At 69.7% G+C, this 22,249-nt stretch carries 21 protein-coding genes and 1 tRNA gene; 12 read left to right on the forward strand and 10 right to left on the reverse strand.

The features are described from left to right. Positions 1–130 precede the first annotated feature (130 nt). Complete coding sequence (dcd, locus tag EJC77_RS17825) at positions 131–706, reverse strand: dCTP deaminase (protein WP_125615838.1); 576 nt, start codon at positions 704–706, stop codon at positions 131–133. Between the two features lie 103 nt (positions 707–809). Here dcd and EJC77_RS17830 point away from each other — a divergent pair, with 103 nt between their 5' ends. After that, entirely contained in the window at positions 810–1,295 is a 486-nt protein-coding gene (locus tag EJC77_RS17830; RefSeq protein WP_125615841.1) for a cation:proton antiporter regulatory subunit, read from the forward strand. Positions 1,296–1,302: 7 nt separating this feature from the next. Beyond that, positions 1,303–2,490: a cation:proton antiporter gene (locus EJC77_RS17835; RefSeq protein WP_125615843.1), complete on the forward strand. Its 1,188-nt coding sequence runs from the start codon at positions 1,303–1,305 to the stop codon at positions 2,488–2,490. Here EJC77_RS17835 and EJC77_RS17840 read toward each other — a convergent pair. Continuing rightward, entirely contained in the window at positions 2,487–3,005 is a 519-nt protein-coding gene (locus EJC77_RS17840; RefSeq protein WP_125615846.1) for a hypothetical protein, read from the reverse strand. The genes EJC77_RS17835 and EJC77_RS17840 overlap by 4 nt on opposite strands. Before the next feature lie 140 nt (positions 3,006–3,145). Here EJC77_RS17840 and EJC77_RS17845 point away from each other — a divergent pair. Continuing rightward, positions 3,146–3,216: transfer RNA gene (locus EJC77_RS17845), tRNA-Gly, on the forward strand. A 108-nt stretch (positions 3,217–3,324) separates the two neighbouring features. After that, positions 3,325–4,494, forward strand: coding sequence for a N(5)-(carboxyethyl)ornithine synthase (locus tag EJC77_RS17850; protein ID WP_125615848.1), 1,170 nt, complete (start codon positions 3,325–3,327; stop codon positions 4,492–4,494). A 7-nt stretch (positions 4,495–4,501) separates the two neighbouring features. Here the strand turns inward: EJC77_RS17850 and EJC77_RS17855 are convergent, their stop codons facing one another. After that, a complete protein-coding gene (locus EJC77_RS17855) occupies positions 4,502–5,884 on the reverse strand; it encodes an MFS transporter (protein ID WP_338069500.1) in 1,383 nt (460 codons plus the stop codon). Positions 5,885–6,021: 137 nt separating this feature from the next. Between EJC77_RS17855 and EJC77_RS17860 the strand changes: the two genes are divergently transcribed. Together EJC77_RS17860 and panD are read left to right on the forward strand one after the other, a co-directional pair. Continuing rightward, entirely contained in the window at positions 6,022–6,885 is an 864-nt protein-coding gene (locus EJC77_RS17860; protein ID WP_125615851.1) for a LysR substrate-binding domain-containing protein, read from the forward strand. Positions 6,886–6,897: 12 nt separating this feature from the next. Continuing rightward, positions 6,898–7,311, forward strand: a complete 414-nt coding sequence (gene panD, locus EJC77_RS17865; protein WP_125615854.1) for an aspartate 1-decarboxylase — start codon at positions 6,898–6,900, stop codon at positions 7,309–7,311. Between the two features lie 53 nt (positions 7,312–7,364). Here the strand turns inward: panD and EJC77_RS17870 are convergent, their stop codons facing one another. Then, positions 7,365–8,627, reverse strand: coding sequence for a Fic family protein (locus EJC77_RS17870; protein WP_125615902.1), 1,263 nt, complete (start codon positions 8,625–8,627; stop codon positions 7,365–7,367). Positions 8,628–8,754: 127 nt separating this feature from the next. Beyond that, positions 8,755–9,627, reverse strand: a complete 873-nt coding sequence (locus EJC77_RS17875) for an NAD-dependent epimerase/dehydratase family protein (protein WP_240630351.1) — start codon at positions 9,625–9,627, stop codon at positions 8,755–8,757. 75 nt (positions 9,628–9,702) lie between these two features. On the opposite strand from EJC77_RS17875, the gene EJC77_RS17880 reads away from it, so the two are divergent. The 5 genes from EJC77_RS17880 (at position 9,703) to EJC77_RS17900 (ending at position 15,468) form a co-directional block, all read left to right on the forward strand. Beyond that, complete coding sequence (locus EJC77_RS17880) at positions 9,703–10,623, forward strand: AEC family transporter (protein ID WP_125615857.1); 921 nt, start codon at positions 9,703–9,705, stop codon at positions 10,621–10,623. 12 nt (positions 10,624–10,635) lie between these two features. Then, positions 10,636–12,204 carry a helicase HerA-like domain-containing protein gene (locus tag EJC77_RS17885; RefSeq protein ID WP_125615860.1) on the forward strand — a complete coding sequence of 523 codons (1,569 nt, stop codon included), beginning with the start codon at positions 10,636–10,638 and terminating at the stop codon, positions 12,202–12,204. Between the two features lie 71 nt (positions 12,205–12,275). Beyond that, entirely contained in the window at positions 12,276–13,262 is a 987-nt protein-coding gene (locus EJC77_RS17890; RefSeq protein WP_125615863.1) for a hypothetical protein, read from the forward strand. Between the two features lie 89 nt (positions 13,263–13,351). Further along, positions 13,352–14,122: an EfeM/EfeO family lipoprotein gene (locus EJC77_RS17895; protein WP_125615866.1), complete on the forward strand. Its 771-nt coding sequence runs from the start codon at positions 13,352–13,354 to the stop codon at positions 14,120–14,122. Positions 14,123–14,139: 17 nt separating this feature from the next. After that, on the forward strand, positions 14,140–15,468 hold the full coding sequence (locus tag EJC77_RS17900; protein ID WP_125615868.1) for a Dyp-type peroxidase: 1,329 nt from the start codon (positions 14,140–14,142) through the stop codon (positions 15,466–15,468). 98 nt (positions 15,469–15,566) lie between these two features. On the opposite strand, the gene EJC77_RS17905 is transcribed toward EJC77_RS17900, so the two are convergent. The 4 genes from EJC77_RS17905 to EJC77_RS17920 all read right to left on the reverse strand — a co-directional run bounded on the left by EJC77_RS17905 (position 15,567) and on the right by EJC77_RS17920 (position 20,903). Continuing rightward, positions 15,567–15,812 (reverse strand): endonuclease domain-containing protein, encoded by a 246-nt coding sequence (locus tag EJC77_RS17905; RefSeq protein WP_125615871.1) that lies wholly within the window; start codon positions 15,810–15,812, stop codon positions 15,567–15,569. Between the two features lie 558 nt (positions 15,813–16,370). Beyond that, on the reverse strand, positions 16,371–18,314 hold the full coding sequence (locus EJC77_RS17910; protein ID WP_125615874.1) for an NHL domain-containing thioredoxin family protein: 1,944 nt from the start codon (positions 18,312–18,314) through the stop codon (positions 16,371–16,373). After that, positions 18,314–20,494, reverse strand: coding sequence for a bifunctional copper resistance protein CopD/cytochrome c oxidase assembly protein (locus EJC77_RS17915; protein ID WP_420820336.1), 2,181 nt, complete (start codon positions 20,492–20,494; stop codon positions 18,314–18,316). The genes EJC77_RS17910 and EJC77_RS17915 overlap by 1 nt, the downstream gene beginning before the upstream one ends. 124 nt (positions 20,495–20,618) lie before the next feature. Continuing rightward, complete coding sequence (locus EJC77_RS17920; protein ID WP_125615877.1) at positions 20,619–20,903, reverse strand: HU family DNA-binding protein; 285 nt, start codon at positions 20,901–20,903, stop codon at positions 20,619–20,621. Between the two features lie 296 nt (positions 20,904–21,199). Between EJC77_RS17920 and EJC77_RS17925 the strand changes: the two genes are divergently transcribed. Continuing rightward, a complete protein-coding gene (locus EJC77_RS17925) occupies positions 21,200–21,880 on the forward strand; it encodes a DnaJ family domain-containing protein (RefSeq protein ID WP_240630352.1) in 681 nt (226 codons plus the stop codon). 63 nt (positions 21,881–21,943) lie between these two features. Here EJC77_RS17925 and rpsN read toward each other — a convergent pair whose 3' ends face one another. Then, positions 21,944–22,249, reverse strand: a complete 306-nt coding sequence (gene rpsN, locus EJC77_RS17930) for a 30S ribosomal protein S14 (RefSeq protein ID WP_125615880.1) — start codon at positions 22,247–22,249, stop codon at positions 21,944–21,946.

Here is a 22,249-nt window from a genome sequence, read left to right on the forward strand (position 1 = left end):
GGCCCGGCCGTCCGACCCACGCCATAGCACGGGCCGGGCAGGACATCAACCAAAATCCTAAGTTAAAACAACGCGGGTCCTAAGTGCTGAAAGTCCGCTGATTCTCAGCACTTACTGCGCCTCAGTTGGGTCAGACCCGGGTGCGGTGGAAGTTCTGGAACGAGCGGGACGCCGTCGGCCCGCGCTGCCCCTGGTAGCGGTTGCCGAGCTCACCGCTGCCGTACGCGTGCTCGGCCGGCGACGAGAGCCTGAAGAAGCACAGCTGGCCGATCTTCATGCCCGGCCACAGGAAGATCGGCAGCGTCGCCACGTTCGACAATTCCAGGGTCACGTGGCCGGAGAATCCGGGGTCGATGAACCCGGCCGTCGAGTGGGTGAGCAGGCCGAGCCGGCCCAGCGAGGACTTGCCCTCCAGCCGGGCGGCGATGTCGTCCGGCAGCGTGACCGTCTCGTACGTGGAGCCGAGCACGAACTCGCCGGGGTGCAGGATGAACGGCTCGTCGTCGGACACCTCGACCAGGCGGGTGAGGTCGGGCTGGTCGACGGCCGGGTCGATGTGCGCGTATTTGTGGTTGTCGAACAGCCGAAACAGCCTGTCGATCCGCACGTCCACACTCGACGGTTGGACCATCCCGGCGTCGTAGGGATCCAAGACGATGCGCTTGGCGTCAATTTCGGCACGTATGTCGCGGTCGGAGATCAGCACCCTCTAAAGCTAGCGCACGCCCGGCCGCCGAATGGACTTTTTGGCGGTGCCCGGTTGTTAAATACTCCGGCGGATGCTCCGCCCCACGACTAAGGTAAACCACATGAATATTGAAGAGACTCCACTTCCGGGCATCGGTGTCCGCAGGGAGCTCCTGCTGGGCAACGGCCGCCGGGTCGGCGTTGTCACGCACCGCGACGGGCAGGCCGAGCTGATCGTCTCGCGCGCCGATGACCCGGACGCCTGTGCGGCCTCCATCCCGCTGAGCGCCGAGGAATCCGCCGCGCTGGGCCAGCTGCTCGGCGCGACCCAGCTGATCTCCCAGCTGGCCGCCGAGCAGGAGAACATCGCCGGGGTGACCACGCACCAGATCCTGGTCCGCGCCGGCTCCCGGTTCGCCGGCCGCACGCTGGGCGAGACGCACATGCGCACCCGGACCGGCACGTCCATCGTGGCGTTGCTGCGCGAGGGCGACGTCATCGGCTCCCCCCGCCCGGACCAGGTGCTGGAGGCCGGCGACATGGCCGTGATCGTCGGCACCGACGAGGGACTGGCCGAGGCCGCCGTGATCCTGCAGGCACGAACGTAAGGCAGGCGTGGACCCCACAACCCTCTCCCTGCTGCAGCTCGGGGTCGTGTTCTTCGGACTCGGCTTCCTGGGCCGGTTGGCGGGGCGCATCGGCATGTCCCCCGTGCCGTTGTACCTGCTGGGAGGGTTGGCGTTCGGCCACGGCGGCCTCGTCGATTTGGGCGGCATCGAGGGGTTCGGGCACATAGCGGCGGAGATCGGCGTCATCTTGCTGCTGCTCATGCTGGGCCTGGAATACACGGCGCAGGAACTCGTGACCGGGTTGCGCCAGTCGTGGCTGGCCGGGCTCGTGGACCTGGTGTTGAACATGCTGCCGGGTGTGGCCGTGGCGCTGCTCCTCGGGTGGGGGCCGGTGGGCGCGCTCGTCATGGCCGGCATCACGTACAGCTCATCGTCGGGCATCATCGCCAAGGTGCTCGGCGACCTGGGCCGGCTGGGCAACCGGGAGACCCCGGTCGTGCTGGCGATCCTCGTCATCGAGGACCTGGCCATGGCCGGGTACCTGCCCATCCTGACGGCCGTGCTGGCCGGCGTGTCGCTGCTGGGCGGGCTGACCGCCGTCGCGATTTCGCTGGCCGTGGTGACAGTCGTGCTGCTGGGCGCCCTGAAATTCGGCCACATCGTCTCGGCCGCGCTGGACAGCCCCGACCGGGAGTCGTTCCTGCTGAAGGTCCTCGGCGCCGCGCTGCTCGTGGCCGGCCTGGCCTCGGCCATGCAGGTCTCGGCGGCCGTGGGCGCGTTCCTGCTGGGCATCGCCATCTCCGGCGGCACGGCCCAGAACGCGCAGCGCGTGCTTGAGCCGTTGCGGGACCTGTTCGCGGCCATGTTCTTCGTCCTCTTCGGCCTGAACACCGACCCGCGCGTCATCCCGTCCGTGCTCGGCGTCGCGCTGATCCTGGCCGTCGTCTCGGCGGCGACCAAGGTGGCCACGGGCTGGTGGGCGGCCCGCCGGCAGGGCATCGCCGTCCCCGGCCGGGCGCGCGCCGGCGCCGCGTTGATCGCCCGCGGCGAGTTCTCGATCGTCATCGCCGGCCTGGCCGTCGCCGCCGGCCGGGTCCCCGCCGAACTGGCCGCCCTGGCCACGACGTACGTGCTGATCATGGCCGTGTTCGGCCCGGTCGCGGCCCGCTATGTGGAGCCCGTGGTGCAGCTTGTCCGGCGCCGCCCGGCCCCCCTGCCGGCGGAGACCGTCTAATCCTGCCCGCGCGCCTCGAGCTCGGCCTTGCGCTTCGGGCTGGGGAACGCGTCGCGCATGTGGTCGCTGGTGAGGAAGTCGGCGATGCCGATCATGAGCACGGCGAACACGATCTGCTCGATGACCAGCCAGTACGGGTACAGGCCCGGGATGGTCGCCACGATGAGCGTGATGATGGGGAAGATCTGGCTGAACAGGCGCAGCCGCTGGTAGCCCCAGTAGTAGCCCTGCTGCGCCCGCCACGCGAAGAAGAACAGTGTGAGCGTCATGAGAAGCACGACGACGCCGCGGAACCACCCAGCGAACCCCACCTGGGTGCCGCTCGCCTGCAGGACCGCGGCGATCACGATGGCGCTCAGCCCGACGACGACCTCCGCGGCCAGGATCCACTGGACCCCGCGGAATGCCCGCTTGGTGCGCGGGTGCTCCCGCATGGGGTCGTCGATCACGTAGTGGCCGTGGCGCCCGCCCGCGAGCCTGTCGATGTCGATGCCGAGAACGATCAGCGGTTTCATGGTTAAAGCCTAGGCCGCGGCCGGGCCGGGCGGATCAACCGACCGGTTGACCGGACCCGGGACGGGCGGGAGCCCCGCCGTTTTGCCGCCATCCGAGTCGAACTGCTAGCATCACACTGTTGGTCGCTGCGGCGCCCAGTGCGACTGTAGCTCAATGGTAGAGCGCGCGCTTCCCAAGCCTGATACGCGGGTTCGATTCCCGTCAGTCGCTCCGAATCCCCAATCCTGCGCGCACGCGAGCTCCCTCAACGCCTTCCTCCAGGGGTGTAGTGTCGGTGCCAATGAGCCACGGACAGTGGCTCCGCGGCAGGGAGCTGATATGGCCCGCACATCACGCCAGCCACCGACGGGCCTCGTCCTGGGCGTGGTGGGCTCCTCCAGCAAACCCGATGAGCGCCGCGTCCCGCTGCACCCCGACCATCTGGCCCGGATCGACCCGGAGCTGCGGGCGACCATGGTGCTCGAGCGCGGCTACGGTGAGCCGTTCGGCCTCTCCGATGCCCGGCTCCAACCCCTGGTGGGGGCATTGGCCGACCGTGCCGAGTTGGTGGACCGGTCCGACGTCGTCCTGTTGCCCAAGCCGCAGCCGGCGGACGTGGAACAGCTGCGCGACGGCCAGGTGTTGTGGGGCTGGCCGCACTGCGTCCAGGACCGCGCCATGACCCAGCTGGCGATCGAGAAGAAACTGACCCTGATCGCCTTCGAGGCCATGAATCACTGGGCCGCCGACGGCGGGTTCGGCCTGCATGTCTTCCACAAGAACAACGAGCTGGCCGGCTATTGCTCGGTCATCCATGCGCTGGCCCTGACCGGGCGCACCGGGGACTACGGCCGGCCCATGACGGCCGTCGTCATCGGCTTCGGCGCCACGGCCCGCGGCGCCGTCACGGCCCTGAACGCGCACGGCGTCCACAACGTGCGGGTGCTCACCAACCGCGGCGTGGCCGCCGTCGGATCCCCGATCCACTCGGTGCGGATCCTGCAGATCGACCACTCCCCCACGGCCCCCTTCGCCAGCCACGTCATCACCGAGCGCGGCCGGGTGCCGTTGGGCCCCTACCTGGCCGAGTCCGACATCGTCGTCAACTGCACCCTGCAGGATCCCAATGCGCCGCTGACGTTCCTGACCGCCGACGACCTGCCGGCCTTCCGGCCCGGCAGCCTGATCGTGGACGTCTCCTGCGACGAGGGGATGGGGTTCAGCTGGGCGCGGCCGACGACGTTCGCCGATCCCATGGTCCGCGTCGGCGGGGACGTCGACTACTACGCGGTGGACCACAGCCCGTCCTACCTGTGGAACTCGGCCAGCTGGGAGATCAGCGAGGCGCTGCTGCCGTTCCTGGCCGACGTCGCCGCCGGCCCGGACGGCTGGGAGGCGAACGAGACCATCCGGCGCGCCATCGAGATACGCGACGGGGTGATCGCCAATCCCGCCATCCTCGCCTTCCAGGGCCGCGCCGAGACGTATCCGCACGACCCCCTGCCGTGACCGGCCGTCAGCCGGATGTGGCCCCCGTGCCGGACACCGCCGGACGGGCCACGATCGCCACCGGCCGACGCACATTCCGCGGATTCACGCGCAGCGTCAACTGGCCGCGCCGCGCCAGCATCACGGCCAGGATGAGCGCGGCCAGGGCCGGCACGCCGCCGGCCAGGACCATGGCCCAGTGCACGCCCACGTGCTCGGCGACCGCACCCATGAGCGGGCCGCCCAATGCCTGGCCGCCGATGAGCACCATGACGTACAGGCTCATGACACGGCCCCGGATCTGCACGTTGGTGGACATCTGCACCAGTTGGTTGTTGCTCGTGAGGAACAGCAGCGATGTGAACCCGGCCACCACCATGACGGCCCCGAAGGTGGCCATGGTCGGCGCCAGCGCGGCCAGGGCCAGCACAACCCCATAGCTGCCGGCCGCGCCAATGACGGTGCGCAGCCGCAGCACGGCGATCCGGGTCGAGGCGAGCGCCCCAGCCAGGGCGCCCAACGCCACGAGCGTGTTCAGCAGGCCGTAGCCGGCCGCCCCGGAGTGGAACACGCCGTTCGCGTAGGCGGCCATGAGCACGGCCAGGCTCAGGCCGAACACGGCAACCACGCCGGCCATGACGATGGGCCAGACGATGGTCGCCTTCCGGGTCGCATATTTCACTCCCTCGGCAAACTGTCCCTTGGCGCGCGCCACCGTCGCCGAGGCAACCAGCTCGGAGCGGCGCACAAACGCCAGCGACACCACGGTGAACGTGCACGCCAGGGCGTTGAACGCGAACGCCCAGCCGCCGCCGACGGCGGAGACCAGCACGCCACTGACGGCCGGGCCGACCATGCCGCCGAGCTGGAAGATGGACGAGTTCAGGCTGATCGCGTTGCGCAGCTGCCGGGGTCCGACCAGTTCGTTCACGAACACCTGCCGGGCGGGTTGGTCCATCACGGTCACCAGGCCCAGCAGGAACGCGACGGTGTAGACGTGCCACACCTGCAGGTGCCCGGTCAGGGCCAGCACGGCAAGCGCGCCCGCGAGCAGGCCGGCGGCGCCCTGGCTGAGCATGAGGATCAGCCGCTTGGAGTACCGGTCGGCCAGGATCCCGCCCAGCGGCATGAGCACCAGGGATGGGGCAAACTGCATGAAGACCGTGACGCCGACGGCGGTGACGCTGCCGGAGAGCTGGAGCACGATCCAGTCCTGTGCCACGCGCTGCATCCACAAGGCGATGGTGGCCACCAGGTTCGCGGACGCGAAGATGCGGTAGTTGCGGATCTTGAGGGAGGAAAACGTCTGGCTCCACGGCGGGCGCGCGGCGACGGTATTCAATGGGGCGGTGCTCATGGGGGCGGTGTTGAAGGAGGCGGTGCGGGCGGCGTTCGGGCTGTGCGCGGTCACGGGAGAGTCCTGGGCTGGTTCCGTCGGGGTCTGCTTAATACGCTAGGGAGCGCGCCCATATAACGAAAGCTCATTGACCCTATAAGTACCATTGCGATATGTAATGATAGGCAAGCAGTCAAGGCAACGGAGCGCACGTGTTCGACCCCATCCAGCTCAAGAGTTTCCTGGCCGTCGCCGAGACCCGGAACTTCACCCGCGCCGCCGAACGGCTGGGCCTGAGCCAGCCGACCATCAGCCAACACGTGCGCAAGCTGGAGGCGGCCGCGGGCCGGCTCCTGGTCGCCCGGGACACCCGTGAGGTGCGCCTGACGGACAACGGCGACGCCATGGCCGGGTTCGCACGCACCATCCTGGCCGCCAATGACGCCGCGTCGGGCTACTTTTCGGGTGCGGCCATGCGCGGGCGGCTGCGTTTCGGCACGGCGGACGACCTGGCCATCACGGGCCTGCCCCGCATCCTGCGCGAGTTCCGCCAGCTTTACCCGCAAATCAACCTTGAGCTGACGGTGAGCCAGAGCGACCAGCTGCACCGGCGGCTGAAGGCCGGCCAGCTGGACCTGGTGTTCATCAAGTGGGTGTCCGGCGCGCAGGAGGGCGACGTCGTCAAACAGGACTCGTTCGCGTGGGTCGGGCTGGAGCAGACCGTGCTGGAACCCGGCCGGCCCGTGCCGATCATCGTGTACCCGGCCCCGAGCCTGAGCCGGAAGCTGGCCATCGACGCGCTCGAGGCGGCCGGGCGGACGTGGCGCATCACGTGCAGCACGAAGCAGATCAGCGGCGTGCTGGCCGCGGTCCGGGCCGGCCTGGGCATCGCCGCCATGCCGACGTCGCTGGTCCCGGAGGACCTGAAAATCATCACGCGCCGCTTCGACCTGCCGCCGGTCGGCGACGTCGACTTCACGCTGATCCGCAACCCGCTGGCCAACACGGAGGTGGTCGACGCGCTCACGCGGGCCATCATGGGCCGCAAACTGACCCCGCTCAGCCGCAGGCAGTAGAATGGGCCCGCCATGAACAGAACCATGTTTAAGTCCAAGATCCACCGCGCCACCGTCACGCACGCCGACCTGCACTATGTCGGCTCGGTCACGGTGGACGCCGACCTGCTGGACGCCGCGGACATCCTCCCCGGCGAGCTGGTGGCCATCGTCGACATCACCAACGGCGCCCGGCTGGAGACGTACACGATCGCCGGCGAGCGCGGCTCGGGCGTCATCGGGATCAACGGCGCCGCCGCGCACCTGGTCGATGTCGGGGACCTGGTCATCCTGATCAGCTATGCCCAAATGACGACGGCGGAGGCGCGCGACTACGTGCCGACCGTCGTCCACGTGGATGCCGCCAACGCGATCGTGCAGCTGGGCTCCGACCCGGCCGAGGCCGTCACCGAGGGCCTGTCCCGCCCGCCGCTGGCCGCCCGGTAGCCGGTCGGGGCGGCGAACGCCCGGCCATTGGGTGGCTTCCACTGCTGGTGTTGTCAGCGTGTTCGCTTGCCGGCGCGTAGGGCGAATTCGTCCAGGGCCTCAATGACGGCCGGAGCCACCCAGACTTGTCGCCCCTTGATATGACTGCCTGCCTTGATTGCACCGACGGCCTCCAGCGTTGCGATGTTGCGGTAGGCCGCGCTGGACGACTGTCCGGTCTGCTCAATGAGCGTTTCGACGGTGATGGCCGGTTCGCGGACGATCAGACTCACCGTCCTTCGGAGGGTCCCGCTTGGGCGCCTTCCCAAGGTCGAGTAGATGTTTTCTTGGACCGTGCGGATGTCGTTGGCCAGTTGGCGTCCGTTCTCCGTGGCGGCGAACGACGACTCGGCGAACAACTCCACAATGGGCTGGATGCTTCCGCTTTGGTATGAGTGCAATGCCTCGAAGTAGGACTTGGTGTTGGCCAGCAGTCCCGAGGAGACGGGGATCGTGACCTTTTCGGTGATGCCCTTTCGTCGGAGCAGGGTGCCGACCAGCGCCCGTCCGGTGCGCCCATTTCCGTCCGGGAAGGGGTGGATGGTCTCGAACTGCGCATGGGCTATCGCGACCTGTGTCAGGACCGGCATGTCATCGCGCCGCATGAACGCCACCAGGTCCTCCAGCGCCCCTGGCACCGATTCGTATCGCGGAGGGACGAACAGGGCGGCGTGTGGGGAGTTGCCTCCGACCCACACTGGCCCATCACGATATTTTCCCGCGATCTCCGGGTGAGAGCCGGCGAGCAACGCCCCATGCATCTTGAGGATGTTGGCTGTGCTGAGGTCGTCCGATAGTTCGATCGCCGCCCACATGGCCGTGACGTTGGAGGCGATCAGCGAAGCATTACTGCTCGAGCGATCGCCCAACTGTGCCATCGCGATCCGCTTTGCGCCGGCGGTCAGGTTTTCGATTTCCGAACTAGCGGCTGACTCGCTGCGCAGCAGCAGAGCGGCAAAGGGGGCAGCGTCCTCCCCAAGGTCTCGGTCGAACCGAACCATGTCGATCGTCGCTTCCTCCGCGAGGGCCGCCACACGGCCGTCGATCATCGGCCGGCAGGAGGCGATACAAGGCACGACGGCTGCCCGATAAGGGCCGCGGGCCCGCAGCCGCTGCCGACGGGATGCGCTCACATCAGGTTCAACATCCCAACCGAGTTCTTCGAAGCTGATCGCAGGCCAAGGATCGCCGGTTAGGGACACATCGATCTGCGGATGCGATCGCCCGCCCCATTGACCGGCAGCGGGTGCACCCCCTGATCGCCGCGGCTGATCCATGCATCCTCCGATCTTGGGCATCCAACCTGCCTATATTCCCAGAATACTCGCTTTCTGGGAATGCGGCCGTCCCGACCGACACGTGGAGATCCGTTGCCAACGGAGCCACGCATTTGGACGTCTCTCGCTAACTGGGGATGCTGGCTCGCCACGAATGCGCCGGGACGTACCCGATCGCCTGGCGCGCCGCGTCGATCGCCAGCAGCGTCTGGTGCCCGGCCACGCTCCCCCGCCGTTCCAGGCCCGGGAAGAATTCGTCCAGCAGCTCGGCCGACGGCTGGCGCATGATCGTGTCCGCCGCGGCGATGACCAGGTTCACGCTGCCAACCGAGGACGCCTCCACGGCGTTGCGGCACGCGGCGCCGACGTCGCGGGCGTCCACGTAGCCCCACAGGTTCCACTTCCGTGAGCCCGGGTCGTCCCAGAACGCCGGCACCCGCGCGTACTCGTCCGCGGTGAAGATGTTCGTCAGCCGCAACCCCACGAACGGGATGCCCGACCACGCCGCGAACTGGGCCGCGGCCGCCTCCCCCAGCACCTTCGAGAGCGCGTACGTCGAGGACGGGTGCGGGAAGTGCGCCTCGTCCACCGGCGCGTAACGCAACGTCCCGCCGTCGTCCCCGAACGGCAACCCGAGCGTCGTCTCGCTGGACGCCCACACCACCCGCCGCAGCCCCAGCGCCGTCGCGGCCAGGAACACATTGTGGTTCATGGCGCTGTTGCGGTTGAGCGTCTCGGCCGGCGGGTACATGCCCGGCTCCGGGATGTTGGCCAGATGGACGACGGCGTCGGCCCCGGTGAGCGCCTGCAGCGCCTGCCCGTAGTCGGTCAGGTCAACCCGCATTGTGGGCGCGCCCAGGTCCGTATTGCGCCCGACCGGCCCGGCCAGGTCGCAGGCCAGCACGCGGTACCCGTGGGCGAGCAGCTCGGCCACGGCGGCGCGGCCAGCCTTGCCGTGCGCGCCCGTGACGGCGACCGTGCTGATGTCCTCATCGGTCATGTTCTGCAGCATAGGGTGGTGGGGTGCCCCCCGTGAAGACCGGAGTGAAGACCGGAGTGAAGCCCGGAGCCCCCCATGCTCGCCGTCCTTGAGGGTTTCTCGGTCGTCTGGCTGATCATCGCCGTCGGCTGGTTCGTGGGGCGGGGCGACGTGCTCGGCGCGAACGCGCAGCAGGTGCTCAGCCGGTTGTCGTTCTTCGTGGCCAGCCCGGCCCTGCTGGTGGAAACCCTGGCCCGGTCCAACCTGCACGCCGTGTTCGGCCGGCCGCTGCTCGTCGCCGGCGCCAGCGCCCTGCTGACCGGCGGCGCGTTCCTGCTCGTGTCCCGGCGGGCGCTCAAGCGCCCGATGGCCGAGGCACTGCTCTCCGCCATGTCGTCGTCGCTGGCGAACGCCGCGAACCTGGGCATCCCGATCGCCGCGTATGTGCTGGGCGACGCGTCCTACATCGCCCCGGTGCTGATCTTCCAGCTGGCCTTCTACACACCCGCCTATCTCATGCTGCTGGACGCCACGACCAGCGGACGGCGCACCACCCCGGCCACGCTGGTGCTGCAGATCGTGCGCAACCCGATGATCCTCGGCGCCATGGCCGGGCTGGTGCTCGCCGGCACCGGCTGGCGGCTGCCGGACATGGTGGCCGAGCCGCTGCACCTGATCGGCGGGGCCGCGATCCCGGCCATCCTGCTCGCGTTCGGCATGTCGCTGCACGGGAAGCCGCTGGCGGCCGACGGGCGCCGCCGGGACGCCCTGCTGGCCGCCGCGTTCAAGCTGGTGCTGCACCCCGGCATCGCGTTCGTGCTCGGGAAGTACGTGCTGGGCATGGGCGGCCACGCCCTGTTCGCCGCCGTCGTCGTCGCCGCCCTGCCCACGGCACAGAACGTGTACGTGGCCGCGCAACGCTACAACGTGGCCGTGGCGACGGCGCGCGACACGGTCCTGGTCACCACGGTCCTGGCCATTCCGGCGATGTTCGTGGTGGCGCTGCTGCTCGGTTGATAGCCTGTCGGCATGACGAGTGCGGCAGATCACATCGCGAAACTGCAATCCGGCTACACGTTCGGGGGGCCGTCCATCGTCCTCGGCGCGGCCATGGTGGACGGCGAGATCCACCCCGAGGCGCAGGTTGCGCTGCCGCTGGCCATGATGAACCGGCACGGCCTCGTCGCCGGCGCCACGGGCACCGGCAAGACCGTCACGCTGCACCTCATGGCCGAGCAACTCTCGGCCGCCGGCGTCCCGGTCTTCATGGCCGACATCAAGGGCGACCTGTCCGGGTTGGCGAGTCCCGGCGTCGGAAGCGACAAGCTGACCCAGCGCACCGCCGCGCTCGGCCAGCAATGGCAGCCCAACAGCTTCCCGGTCGAGTTCCTGGCTCTGGGCGGCGCCGGCAGCGGCGTGCCGGTGCGCGCCACCATCACGTCGTTCGGGCCCATCCTGCTGGCCCGCGTGCTCGGCCTGAACGAGACGCAGGAGTCCAGCCTGCAGCTCGTGTTCCACTACGCCGACACGCGCGAGCTGGAACTGTACGATTTGAAGGATCTGCGCGCCGTCATCCAATTCCTGACCTCCGACGAGGGCAAGGCGGATCTGGCGGAACTGGGCGGGCTGTCCAAGGCGACGGCCGGGGTGATCCTGCGCGAGCTCATCGCGTTCGATACGCTGGGCTCCGGCCAGTTCTTCGGCATGCCCGAATTCGACACCGGCGAGCTGCTGCGCTGCGCCCCGGACGGCCGCGGCGTCATCACGTGCCTGGAGCTGCCGAGCATCCAGGACCAGCCGCTGGTATTCTCCACGTTCCTCATGTGGCTGTTGGCGGACCTGTTCCGCGACCTGCCCGAGGTGGGTGACGCGGACAAGCCGAAGCTCGTGTTCTTCCTCGACGAGGCGCACCTGCTGTTCAAGGGCGCGTCCAAGGCGTTCCTGAACGCCATCACCCAGACCGTCCGGCTCATCCGGTCCAAGGGCGTGGGCATCTTCTTCGTCACCCAGACGCCCAAGGACGTGCCCGCCGACGTGCTCGGGCAGCTCGCCAACCGCATCCAGCACGCGTTGCGCGCGTTCACCCCGGACGACGCCAAGGCGCTCAAGGCCACTGTGTCCACGTTCCCGGTCAGCGACTACAACCTCGAGGAGGTGCTCACCACGGCCGGCACGGGCGAGGCCGTCGTCACCGTCATGAACGAGAACGGCGCCCCCACGCCCGTCGCCTGGACGCGGATGCGCGCCCCGGTTTCCGTCATGGGCCCGGCCGCCCCCGAGGTCACCGCCGCCATGGTGGCGGCCTCGCCACTGCTGGCCAGGTACGGCACCGAGGTCGACCCGCTCTCCGCCTACGAGAAACTGGCGGCGGCGGCCTCCGCCACACCGGCGCCGCCGAAGGCGCTGGAGGTGCCCCCGCCGCCGGTGCCGCTGCCGGCTCCCACGCACGACGGCGGGATTGGCTCCCAGGTCATGGGCACGTTGGGCGGGGCGCTGGGGGCGGGGGTGACCAGCATGGTGCGGTCCATGGGCTCCAGCCTGGGCCGGTCCCTGATGCGCGACCTCTTCGGCACCACAACCCGGCGCAAGCGGCGCTGATTCCGGGCCGGGCGCAGTGCGGGCCCGGCCGATTTCAGGCCCCGCGGGGTTCACCCGGTAGGGTGGATCCAATGAAGAACGGGGCACGACTGATCAAGATTGCGGCCGCGTGGCTGCTCGTCTTGATGCTGGCGATCGCGGCCGCGGTGGTCACCATCGTGGTGCTCAACGCCAGCTACTTCAGCCCGCAGAAGCCCGTCCAGGACTATCTGGCGGCCCTGTCCGCCGGCGACGGCGCCAAGGCGCTGGGCCTGTTGCGGGCCCAAGTGCCGGCCTCCAACGCGGCCGTGCTGGACGGCCCGGGGCTGGCGGCCTCGCAGGCGGCGTTGAAGAACGTCACGGTGGGCGACGCCACGTCCCTGCCGGGCGACCGGGCCGCCGTCGCGGTCACCTACACCGTGGACGATCGGGAAGCATCGACGACGTTCACGTTGCAGCGCGGCCCGCGCCGCTGGCTGTTCTTCGACAGCTGGGCGTTCGTCCCGGCCCCCCTGCCGACCCTGGACGTATCGATCGTGAACACCCAGCGCGCCACCCTCAATGGCGTCGATGTCAACATGCCCGGCGGCAAGAACAGTTTCGCCGTGTTCTACCCGGGCCGGTACAGCGCCGAGTACAAGTCGACGCTGTTCACCGCCGCCCCCGTCGCGCGCACGGTGACGGACCCCGCGAAGCCCGTCCCCGCCGTCGTCCTGGCCACCGGCCCAAGCAAGGAACTGCTGTCCGGGGTGGGGCAGAAGATCCAGGGCTACCTGGACGGGTGCGCGAAGCAGCAGGTGCTCATGCCGGCCGACTGCCCGCTGAGCAATGTGACGGACAACCGGGTGGTGTCGCCGGTGAAGTGGTCGATCGTGCAGTACCCGGACATCGCGATCTCCGCGTACGGCGGCCAGTGGGTCATCGCGCCGCTGACCGTCAGGGCCAAGGTGTCCTACGACGAGCAGAACCTGTTCACCGGGGCCGTGCACCCCGCCGCCGTCACCAGGGACTTCTCCTTCGGCGCCAAGCTGGCCATCTCCGGAACCACGGTGACGGTCACCCCGCAGGTCAGCTACTGACCGGTGAACGCCAATTAGGTAATCTTCATGTGACGTTATTGCGATAAGCTACGTGTGCCCCTCCGCACCGATCAGCGCCAAGGACCCGCATGACCGATTCCCTGCCCGCCCCGGCACAAACCATGGATGCCGCGCTCACCGCGTACCGCGGCTACGTCGCCGGCAAACTCGACACGCTCACCGGCCAGGTGCTCACACTCAAGGCATCCATCGGCAACAACGATCTGGCCGCCGCGCGCCCGCAGTGGCTGGACGCCCAGCTGACCTGGCAGGAGATCGGGGCGGCCTACGGCAGCTTCGGCGACCTGGGTGACGCCATCAACGGGCTGCCGTCCGGGCTGCCCCGGGGCACGGCCGACCCCGGTTTCACGGGGCTGCACAGGCTCGAATACGGCCTGCACCACGGGCAGGGCCCGGCCGAACTGGCACCGGTCGCCGCGACGCTGTACACGGATATCGGCGCGCTGCGCGGCAAGCTGCCCTCGCTCACGGTCGCCGCCTCGGACCTGCCGATCCGCTGCCACGAGATCCTCGAGGATTCGCTGCGCGACAACCTGTCCGGCAACAACGACCAGGGCGGCGGCATGGCCCTGGCCCTCACGGCCGCCGACCTCCACGGGACCCGCGTGGTGCTGGCCCTCATGGCGACGCTCATCGACGGGCTGCAGCCCGGCTACACCGCCCGGGTCTCCGCCACCCTCGACCGGCTCGACACGGCGCTGGCCGCCACGAAGGCGAACGGCCGGTGGCCCGTGTGGCGGGCGGTCCCACTCTCCGGGCGCCAGCCCGTGACCGGCGCCCTTGGCGCGGCCCTCGAGGTCCTCGCCTATGTCCCCGCACTCTTTTCCACCGACGACTAGCACCCGGACGGACACCCATGACCCAGCACACTCCCCCGCCCGGCCCCGACGCGCCCGGCACGGCTTCCGACGGCGCCGAACCCCACGCCGCGGGCAGCGCCCTGCCCCGGCGCCGCTCATTCCTGATCGGCGCCGGCTCCGGCGCGGCGGTCACGGCGCTGGCCGCCACCGGCATCACGGCCGCCTCGCGTCCGCCGGAAAGCACGACGGCGGCGCCGGCGCCGGCACCCGCGGTCGCCTTCCACGGGGCGAACCAGGCCGGCGTGTACCGCCCCGCCGCCCAGCAACGCCAGGCCTGCTTCGCCGCGTTCCGGGTCCTCGCCAAGGACAGGGCGGAGCTGAAAACGCTGTTGCGGACGCTCACGGCCAAGGGCGCCACCCTGTCCACCGGCCTGCGCATCAGTGACCCGGTCCCGGCCGAGGACCTGCCGGCCGTCGCGGGCGGGCCGCCGCCGAATTCCGGCGTGCTCGGCGAGGACGTGCCCCCGGATTCGTTCACCATGACCGTGGGGCTGGCAGCCAGCGTCTTCGACAATCCGGCGTACGGGCTGGCCGCGAAAAAACCCAAGGGCCTGACCGGGATGACGGTGTTCCCCAATGACACGCCGGATCCGGCCTGGACCGGCGGCGACCTGCTGTTGCAGCTATGTGCCGACTCGACCGACATGATCCACTACGCGCTGCGTGACATCACGAAGGCCACGCGCGGGGTCCTGGCGCTGCAGTGGAGGATCAACGGCTTCCACTCCGCCCCGCGCCCGTCCGGCAGCCCGCGGAACCTGTTCGGCTACAAGGACGGCATCGTCAACCTGGCCCAGGACGACCAGCTGGTCTGGATCGGGAAGGACTCGGGCCAGCCCGCGTGGGCGGTCGGCGGCACGTTCATCGTGGTCCGGCTGATCCGCATGCTGGTGGAGTTCTGGGACCGGGTGGGGCTGGGCGAGCAGGACGGCATGATCGGCCGGCACCGGGCCACCGGGGCGCCGCTGGGCGGCACCACCGAGACGGACGTCCCGGACTACGCCCATGACCCGGACGGGCAGACCATCCCACTGGACGCGCACATCCGGTTGGCCAATCCGCGCACCAAGGCGACGGACGCCTCACGCCTGCTGCGCCGCGGCTACAACTACGACCTCGGCGTGGACCTGAACGGCAACCTGCAGGCCGGCCTGATCTTCGCCAGCTACCAGCGCAACATCCAGGACCAGTTCGAGGCGACCCAGCTGCGGCTGGTCAATGAGCCCATGACCGACTACATCGAACCGTTCGGCGGGGGCTACTTCATCGGTCTGCCGGGCGTGGCGGACAAGCACGGGTTCCTCGGCGAGGGGCTGTTCACGTGAATCCCCGTCCGGGACGGATCCAGCCCACCTTCGGGCTCGACACGCCGGTGCAAGACTTCTTCAGGCCCCGCGAACCGGCAAAGTGGGCTGTTTGAAATCTAGAAGTGCCGCGGGTTGCGGTCCCGGACGACGGCCAGGACCTGCGCCACCATCCGCTCAGGGTGGTGGACGACGTCGTCGTAGAGGTAGCGCAACACGAGGTAGCCCGCCTCCACCGCCGCATTGTCCCGGCGCCGGTCCTTCCTGAAGGTTTTTGCATCGAGGTGGTACGCCAACCCATCGAGTTCTACCACCAGGAACCCCTCGATGACCATGTCCATGGCCCACGCCGTCAATGTAGACATGGGTCTCCACGTGCAGCCCGGTCTTGCGGAAGATGACGCGGGCGACCGTCTCCATCAACGAACCTGCATCGTGTTGGAGCAGGCCCACGTCCGCACGAGCCCGGCCGTTGCGATTGCCCGGAAGCCTGTCGTGCAGATACATCTCGGCGATGCGACCGGTGGCGACGGCGGACTCGACCATGACCAATGCCTCGATCGTGGGCAGGCACGTCAGCGCGTGGGCCAAGACGTCACCCAAGGCAGCCACCGGCGGACCGGCGGCGGGATGTTTCAAAGGACTCCGGTGACCGATGACCCCCGGCGCGCGGCCGTTGGTGGCGCTCAGATGCGGCCGGGACGCCCGGCAATGCCCACCGCGCGTGAGGCCGCCGCCATGTTCGGCCGCGAACACCTGTGCCCACGTAGCCCGGGCCCGGGTGGAGCAGTGTCTCGGTGAGTCATTTCGCCGAGGTAGCGTCATCGCGCCGAAGTGGCGGAACATGTGCCGCCCCCGTCGGCGCTTTGGCGCTACCTCGGCGCGTAGACGTCCCGACAAGCTCGACCACCGATAGTGCCGGCTCAGTCCATCCCGCGCAGGTCCAGCACCAGGTCCGCGGCGCCGTCGGCCGTCAGCACCACCGGGATGCCCCAGTCCTGCTGGTACAGGTGGCAGGCGGCGTGGTCCGGGATCTCCCCGTCCGCCGTCTCCGGCCCGTCGCAGGCGGCGGCGCGGGCGGTGATGTGCAGGACGCCCTCGGGGACCTCCCCGGAGAGCACCAGCGCACGCGTCAGGCCCACCGACGTACCCGCCCCGGAGACCAGCAGTTCCGGCGGCGTGGAGGAGATCTTCAGCTGCGTCGGGTCGCCCCACCGGTCGTCCAGCTTCTGCCCGGTCGGGGCACTGAACCGAACCACGAGGCCCAGTCCACCGGCGGCCACGGGCGTCTTGGGCCGCTGCGTCTGCGCGGCTCCCTCGTCCACCTGGAGGGCGTCCTTGGGCAGCGGCAGGCGCACCAGCTGGTGCCGATTCGCCTCGACCACCAGCAGCAGCGGCGTCTGCCCCGACTCGTCCAGGAACACGTCGGACGGTTCGGCCAGCCCGCGCGCCAGCGTGGACACCGTCCTCGAGGCTGGATCGTAGCGGCGCACGGCGCCGTTGTAGGTGTCGGCGACCGCCACGGACCCGTCCGGCAGCACGGCCACCCCGAGCGGGTGCTGCAGCCGGGCATGGTCGGCGGGACCGTCACGGAAGCCGAAGTCGAACAGGCCCTCGCCGACCGCCGTCTCCACTGTGGTCTTGAAAGCAGTGGCCTTGAAAGCAGTGCCGTCGTCGCCGAACGAGACACGGCGCAGCGCCGACGTCTCCGAATCGGCCACCCAGATGTCGCCGGCGGCGTCCTCCGCCAGCCCGGACGGCTGCGCGAACCAGGCCCGGTCCGCCGGGCCGTCCAGCAAGCCCTCCAGGCCGTTGCCGGCCACGATCGACACCGCCCCGGTGACCGGGTCGAAGCCGAACACCTGGTGCACGCCGGCCATCGCCACCACGACGCGCTCCAGCCGCCGCGAGTACACCACGTCCCAGGGCGAGGACAACGCGATCTCCAGCGGCAACCGGCCGAGCGCGGCCCCGGTGGCGCGGGCGCCGTCGTCGTCCACGAGCGCCGGACCCGCGTCCAGCAGCCGCTGCACGCCGTTGCCGGCCACGGTGCGCACGGTCCCGTCCGCCAGGGACACCCCGCGCAGGCGGTGGTTGACGGAATCGGCGACGACGACGTCGTACCCGGCTTGGGCGGCGATGTCGCCGGGCAGCAGGGCCAGCCCCTGCGGTTCGTTGAATTGGGCGTCGGCGGCGGACCCGTCGGCGTATCCCTTGGCACCGGAGCCGATGGCGCGCACCACCGTGGTGAGGTCGGGGCCCAGCTCGACCAGGCGGTGGTGGCCGGTGTCGGAGACCAGGAAGGTCCCGCCCGGCAGTGGCAGCACCTTGCCGGGGAAGCGCAGGTCGCCGGCCGTCGGCTCGGGCGCCACGTACGGGCCGTCGCCGCGGTGCAGGGTGCCCTTGGCCTCATGTTCGGCGACCAGTTCGGGGATGAGCGTGGCCAGTCCGGCCGCATGCCCCTCGCCGGACAGGTGCGCCACGATGTAGCCTTCGGGGTCGACGACGACGAGCGTCGGCCAGGCCCGGGCCGAGTACGCCTGCCACGTGGCCAGTTCCGGATCGTCCAGCACCGGGTGGGTGATCTCGTAGCGTTCGACGGCGGCGGCCAGAGCCACCGGATCGGCCTCGTGCTCGAACTTGGGCGAGTGCACGCCCACCGTCACCAAGACGTCCTTGTATTCCTGTTCGAGCGGGCGCAGCTCGTCCAGCACGTGCAGGCAGTTGATGCAGCAGAACGTCCAAAAGTCGAGCAGAACGATCTTCCCGCGCAACGCCTCCAGATCCAGGTCGACACCGCCGGTGTTCAGCCAGTTGCGGCCCACCAGCTCGGAGGCGCGCACGCGGACATGTGTTGTTGTTTCCACTACTTCTGCTCTCCTGGGGTGGTCTCGTGCGGGTGGCGGACGGGCACACCGGGCCCCCGGGGCACGGTGGCGTCGCGGGCGGCCAGCTGGGCGAACATGTCGTTGTAAGCGCCCAGCTCGGCGTCGTTATTCCGGTCGGCGGCCCGGTCCGTGCGTTTCGTCTCCCGGGCGTCGGCGCGCGACCACATGATGGCCACGCCGAGGGCGATCAGCAGGGTGGGGAATTCGCCCACGCCCCACGCGATGCCGCCGGCCAGCTGCTGGTCGGCGATGGCGGACCCGCCCCAGGCCCGGCCCATGTTGCCGAAGTAGTCCCCGGCCAGCAACGCCGTGGACATCATCAAGGACACGCCGAAGAACGCGTGGAACGCCATGGTGGCCAGCAGCAGCAACAGGCGCATGGGGTACGGGGCCCGGCGCGGCAGCGGGTCGGCGCCGATCATGCTCAGCACGAAGATGTAGCCGGTGATCGTGAAGTGCAGGATCATCAGCTCGTGGCCGACGTGGTCGCGCATGGCGAAGTCGAACAGGCCGGAATAGTAGAAGATGATGAGGCTGCCGGCGAAGTTCGCGGCCGCGAACAGGGGGTGCGTGACCACCTGGGAGAACCGCGAGTGGACGAGCACCAGGATCCATTCACGCAGGCCGCGGGAGCCGTCGCCGCGCGGCGTGAGCGCGTGCAGGGCCAGCGTCACGGGGCAGCCGAGCACCAGCAGCAGCGGCGAGACGACCATGAGCGCCATGTGCTCCACCATGTGCGCGCTGAACAGCACGGCACCGTAGACGGCGGCCCCGCCGGAGGTGATGTAGATCAGTGCCAGCAGGCCGGCCAGCCAGGAGACGGTGCGCAACACGGGCCACGTGTCGCCGCGCCGGCGCAACTTCACCAGGCCCGCAATGTAGGCGGCGCCCAGGAAGAGGCACACCGCCAGCCACAACCAGTCGAGCCGCCATTCGGTGAACCAGCGCGACGCCGTCAGCTCCGGCGGCAGCGGATAGCCGGTGAGGATTTCGGCCGGGGACGGGTTTTCGCCCAGTTGCGCCGTCTGCGGCGGGGCGGAACGGCTCAACGCGACGGCGAAACCGCTCGTGACACCCATGATGAGCAGTTCGCCGAAGACCAACTGCCACAGCAGGCGGCGGGTGCGTGCCACCGTCGTGCCGGTCTTTTCCTTGCCCAGGCGGGGAATGATCCAGCTGCGGTGCATGTAGCCGATCACGCCGAGCAGGATCGTGGCGACGGCCTTGGCGAGCAGCAGCTGGCCGTAGGTGGAGTAGAACAGGTCGTGCCAGGTGGTGACACGGATGGCGCCGTTGACGACGCCGGACGCAGCGACGCCGGCGAACGCGTACAGCGCCAGTGCGGAGAAGCGCTTGAGCACGACGCCGGTCAGCGGGCCCAGTTTGCCGGAGACGACGACCAGCGCGATGATGCCGCCCAGCCACAGCGAGACGCCCACGATGTGCAACAGCAGCGAGTTCACGGCCCCGTTGTGGTCGGCGCTGGCGGCGGAGTGGCCGATCAGCGCCTGCGGGACGAACGCGAGCAGCGCGATGACGAGCGTGGCCGCCAGCCCGCCCAGCGAGCGCAGACCGAAGCACAGGGTGGTGACGATGGCGGCGCCGATGGTCACGCACAGCCAGGCCTGGCCGATCGGCAGGTTCGTCATGAAGAACACGAGCTGGTTGGAGTAGTCGGCCGTGCCGCTCAGGGGCACGCCGGCGGCGTCCGAATACGAGAACACAAGCACGGCGACCGCGGCGAGCGTCCACACGGCGCCGGCGGCCGTGGCCAGCGTCATCACCGCGCTGAACGCGGGGTGCTCGGGGCGCGGGGTGTGATGCTCCCAGCCCCTGTCCCTGTTCTTGCCGGGCCGGTGCGGCTTGAGATCCTTGGGGAGAATGACGACGGCGAACACCAGGGCCCCGACGACGGCGGCCAGTGAGACGTTCTGGACGGCAATCGCGACGGGCAGCCCCCAACGGGTGAGCGCGCCCGGGTCGGCCAGTTGGCGGGCGCCGGCGGCCCCCGTGAACAGCAGTGCGGCCACCAGCCCGGCCACCGTGGCGGCCAGGCCCAGCCACCACCACGGCGGCCGGATGCCGTCCGCGAAGGTCCCGGGCACGGCGTCGGCCGATGCGCGGGGCGGGGTGGTGGAGGCGGGCTTCAGCGGTGACACCCTTCCATTGTCTGGCACACGGCGGGTGTTGGGCGAATCAGCGAACGCCCAGCTTGAGTGGCTTGTTAAATGCTGCGGGGCGGCTGCCGGCCGGCAGCCGCCCCGCAGGGACGCGTCGCGCGGACTACTTCTTCGCGACGGCGGCCTTCAGCTTGGAACCGGCGGACAGCTTGACGCTGTGGCCGGCGGCGATCTGGATGGTCTCGCCGGTCTGCGGGTTGCGGCCGGTGCGGGCGGCACGGTCGGTGCGCTCGACGGACAGCCAGCCTGGGATGGTGATCTTCTCGCCGGCGGCGACGGAGCTCTCGAAGACCTGGAACAGGGCGTCCAGGACGCCGTTCACTGCGGTCTGGCTGGTCTCAGCCTTGGCGGCAACTTCAGCGACGAGTTCGCTACGATTCTTAGCCATATTTGTCCTCCTGGACGAGTTACGAATGAGATTCCACGCGGTTGCGTTCGAACCACTGGTAGCGAACCTACCAGCAAAACCCCGGGATTCCGGCAATTTTTGGCCATTTTTCGGCGTTTTGCCCCGGAAATCCGGGTTTTTCGGCCCGCCGGCGGGCCCGCGCGGGTGGTTCGGGGCGGATTCGCGGGTGCCGGCGCCTGCCGTCGCCCGGACCGCTGCGGGGGCGGTCCCACCCGGATCCCGGTTTCATCGACTAGCATGGATGACCATCCCCGGACGGTTTGGGAGGTGGGCAGGTGCGCAACGCCGACGGCACGGACGAACACGGCGACACCCCGCTGTTGCGGGCCGTGCGCTATCTGTACGAGGCCGAGAGCGCCGAACTGGATCGGATCGAGGCGGCCAGGGCCGCTGAGGACACGCACGGCGCCCCGGTCCGGGACATCCGCGCGCGACTGCACGAGCACGGCTCCGTGGCCCGGGTGGCCGATGGCCTCATCGATGAGGCCATGGCGCGCGGGGACTTCGACAATCTTGCCTATGCGGGCAAACCGCTGCCGGGCGGGGGTGCGGCCCACGACCCCGACTGGTGGCTCAAGGGCCTGATCCAGCGTGAGCACCTCTCCGGCATAGGTCCCGAGGCGCTGTTGCTGCGCCGCCTGGACGCCGGGTTCGACGACGAACTGGCCACCCTGCCCGACGAGCGGTCCGTGCGCGCGGCCGTCGCGGAGTTCAACTACCGGGTGGTGCACGCCCGCATGCAGCTGCGTGGCGGCCCTCCGGTCGTTACGGCCACCCGCGACGCCGACGCGCAGGTGGCCCGCTGGCGGGAGCGCCGCGCCGGGCAGCGGCCCGCCCGGGAGCCGATGCCGGACGGCGGGGCCGTCGGGTCGGGTGCGGTGCCGGACCGCGCACCGGGCGGCCACCGAATCCGCGCCCGCTGGCTGCGCCGGCTGCTTTACGGCGAGAACGCCTGAAACACGCCGGGCCCCGGACCGAGTGACTCGGTCCGGGGCCCGTCGACTCCGGTGGGTGATCCCCTACCAGCTGGACTTCTTGATGCCAGGCAGTTCGCCGGCGTGCGCCATCTTGCGGAAGCGGACACGGGAAATGCCGAACTTCTGGAAGTTGCCGCGCGGGCGGCCGTCGATGGCGTCGCGGCTGCGCACGCGCACCGGCGAGGCGTTGCGGGGCAGCTTCTGCAGGCCCAGGCGGGCCGCTTCGCGGGCCTCGTCGGTGGCGTTGGGGTCAACCAGCGTCTTCTTCAGCTCGAGGCGCTTCGCGGCGTAACGCTCAACGATGACCTTGCGCTTCTCGTTCTTGGCGATCATAGACTTCTTGGCCAT

The sequence above is a fragment of the Specibacter cremeus genome (genome assembly GCF_003946885.1).
Taxonomy (GTDB): Bacteria; Actinomycetota; Actinomycetes; order Actinomycetales; family Micrococcaceae; genus Specibacter; species Specibacter cremeus.

What these genes read in the sequence shown, in the direction of transcription:
- EJC77_RS17895 (WP_125615866.1), top strand. Translation starts at nt 13,352, where the DNA reads ATGACCGATTCCCTGCCCGCCCCGGCACAAACCATGGATGCCGCGCTC.
- EJC77_RS17840 (WP_125615846.1), bottom strand. Translation starts at nt 3,005, where the DNA reads ATGAAACCGCTGATCGTTCTCGGCATCGACATCGACAGGCTCGCGGGC.
- EJC77_RS17885 (WP_125615860.1), top strand. Translation starts at nt 10,636, where the DNA reads ATGACGAGTGCGGCAGATCACATCGCGAAACTGCAATCCGGCTACACG.
- EJC77_RS17890 (WP_125615863.1), top strand. Translation starts at nt 12,276, where the DNA reads ATGAAGAACGGGGCACGACTGATCAAGATTGCGGCCGCGTGGCTGCTC.
- EJC77_RS17920 (WP_125615877.1), bottom strand. Translation starts at nt 20,903, where the DNA reads ATGGCTAAGAATCGTAGCGAACTCGTCGCTGAAGTTGCCGCCAAGGCT.
- EJC77_RS17830 (WP_125615841.1), top strand. Translation starts at nt 810, where the DNA reads ATGAATATTGAAGAGACTCCACTTCCGGGCATCGGTGTCCGCAGGGAG.
- EJC77_RS17850 (WP_125615848.1), top strand. Translation starts at nt 3,325, where the DNA reads ATGGCCCGCACATCACGCCAGCCACCGACGGGCCTCGTCCTGGGCGTG.
- rpsN (WP_125615880.1), bottom strand. Translation starts at nt 22,249, where the DNA reads ATGGCCAAGAAGTCTATGATCGCCAAGAACGAGAAGCGCAAGGTCATC.
- EJC77_RS17900 (WP_125615868.1), top strand. Translation starts at nt 14,140, where the DNA reads ATGACCCAGCACACTCCCCCGCCCGGCCCCGACGCGCCCGGCACGGCT.
- EJC77_RS17905 (WP_125615871.1), bottom strand. Translation starts at nt 15,812, where the DNA reads ATGTCTACATTGACGGCGTGGGCCATGGACATGGTCATCGAGGGGTTC.
- EJC77_RS17875 (WP_240630351.1), bottom strand. Translation starts at nt 9,627, where the DNA reads ATGACCGATGAGGACATCAGCACGGTCGCCGTCACGGGCGCGCACGGC.
- EJC77_RS17880 (WP_125615857.1), top strand. Translation starts at nt 9,703, where the DNA reads ATGCTCGCCGTCCTTGAGGGTTTCTCGGTCGTCTGGCTGATCATCGCC.
- panD (WP_125615854.1), top strand. Translation starts at nt 6,898, where the DNA reads ATGAACAGAACCATGTTTAAGTCCAAGATCCACCGCGCCACCGTCACG.
- EJC77_RS17870 (WP_125615902.1), bottom strand. Translation starts at nt 8,627, where the DNA reads ATGGATCAGCCGCGGCGATCAGGGGGTGCACCCGCTGCCGGTCAATGG.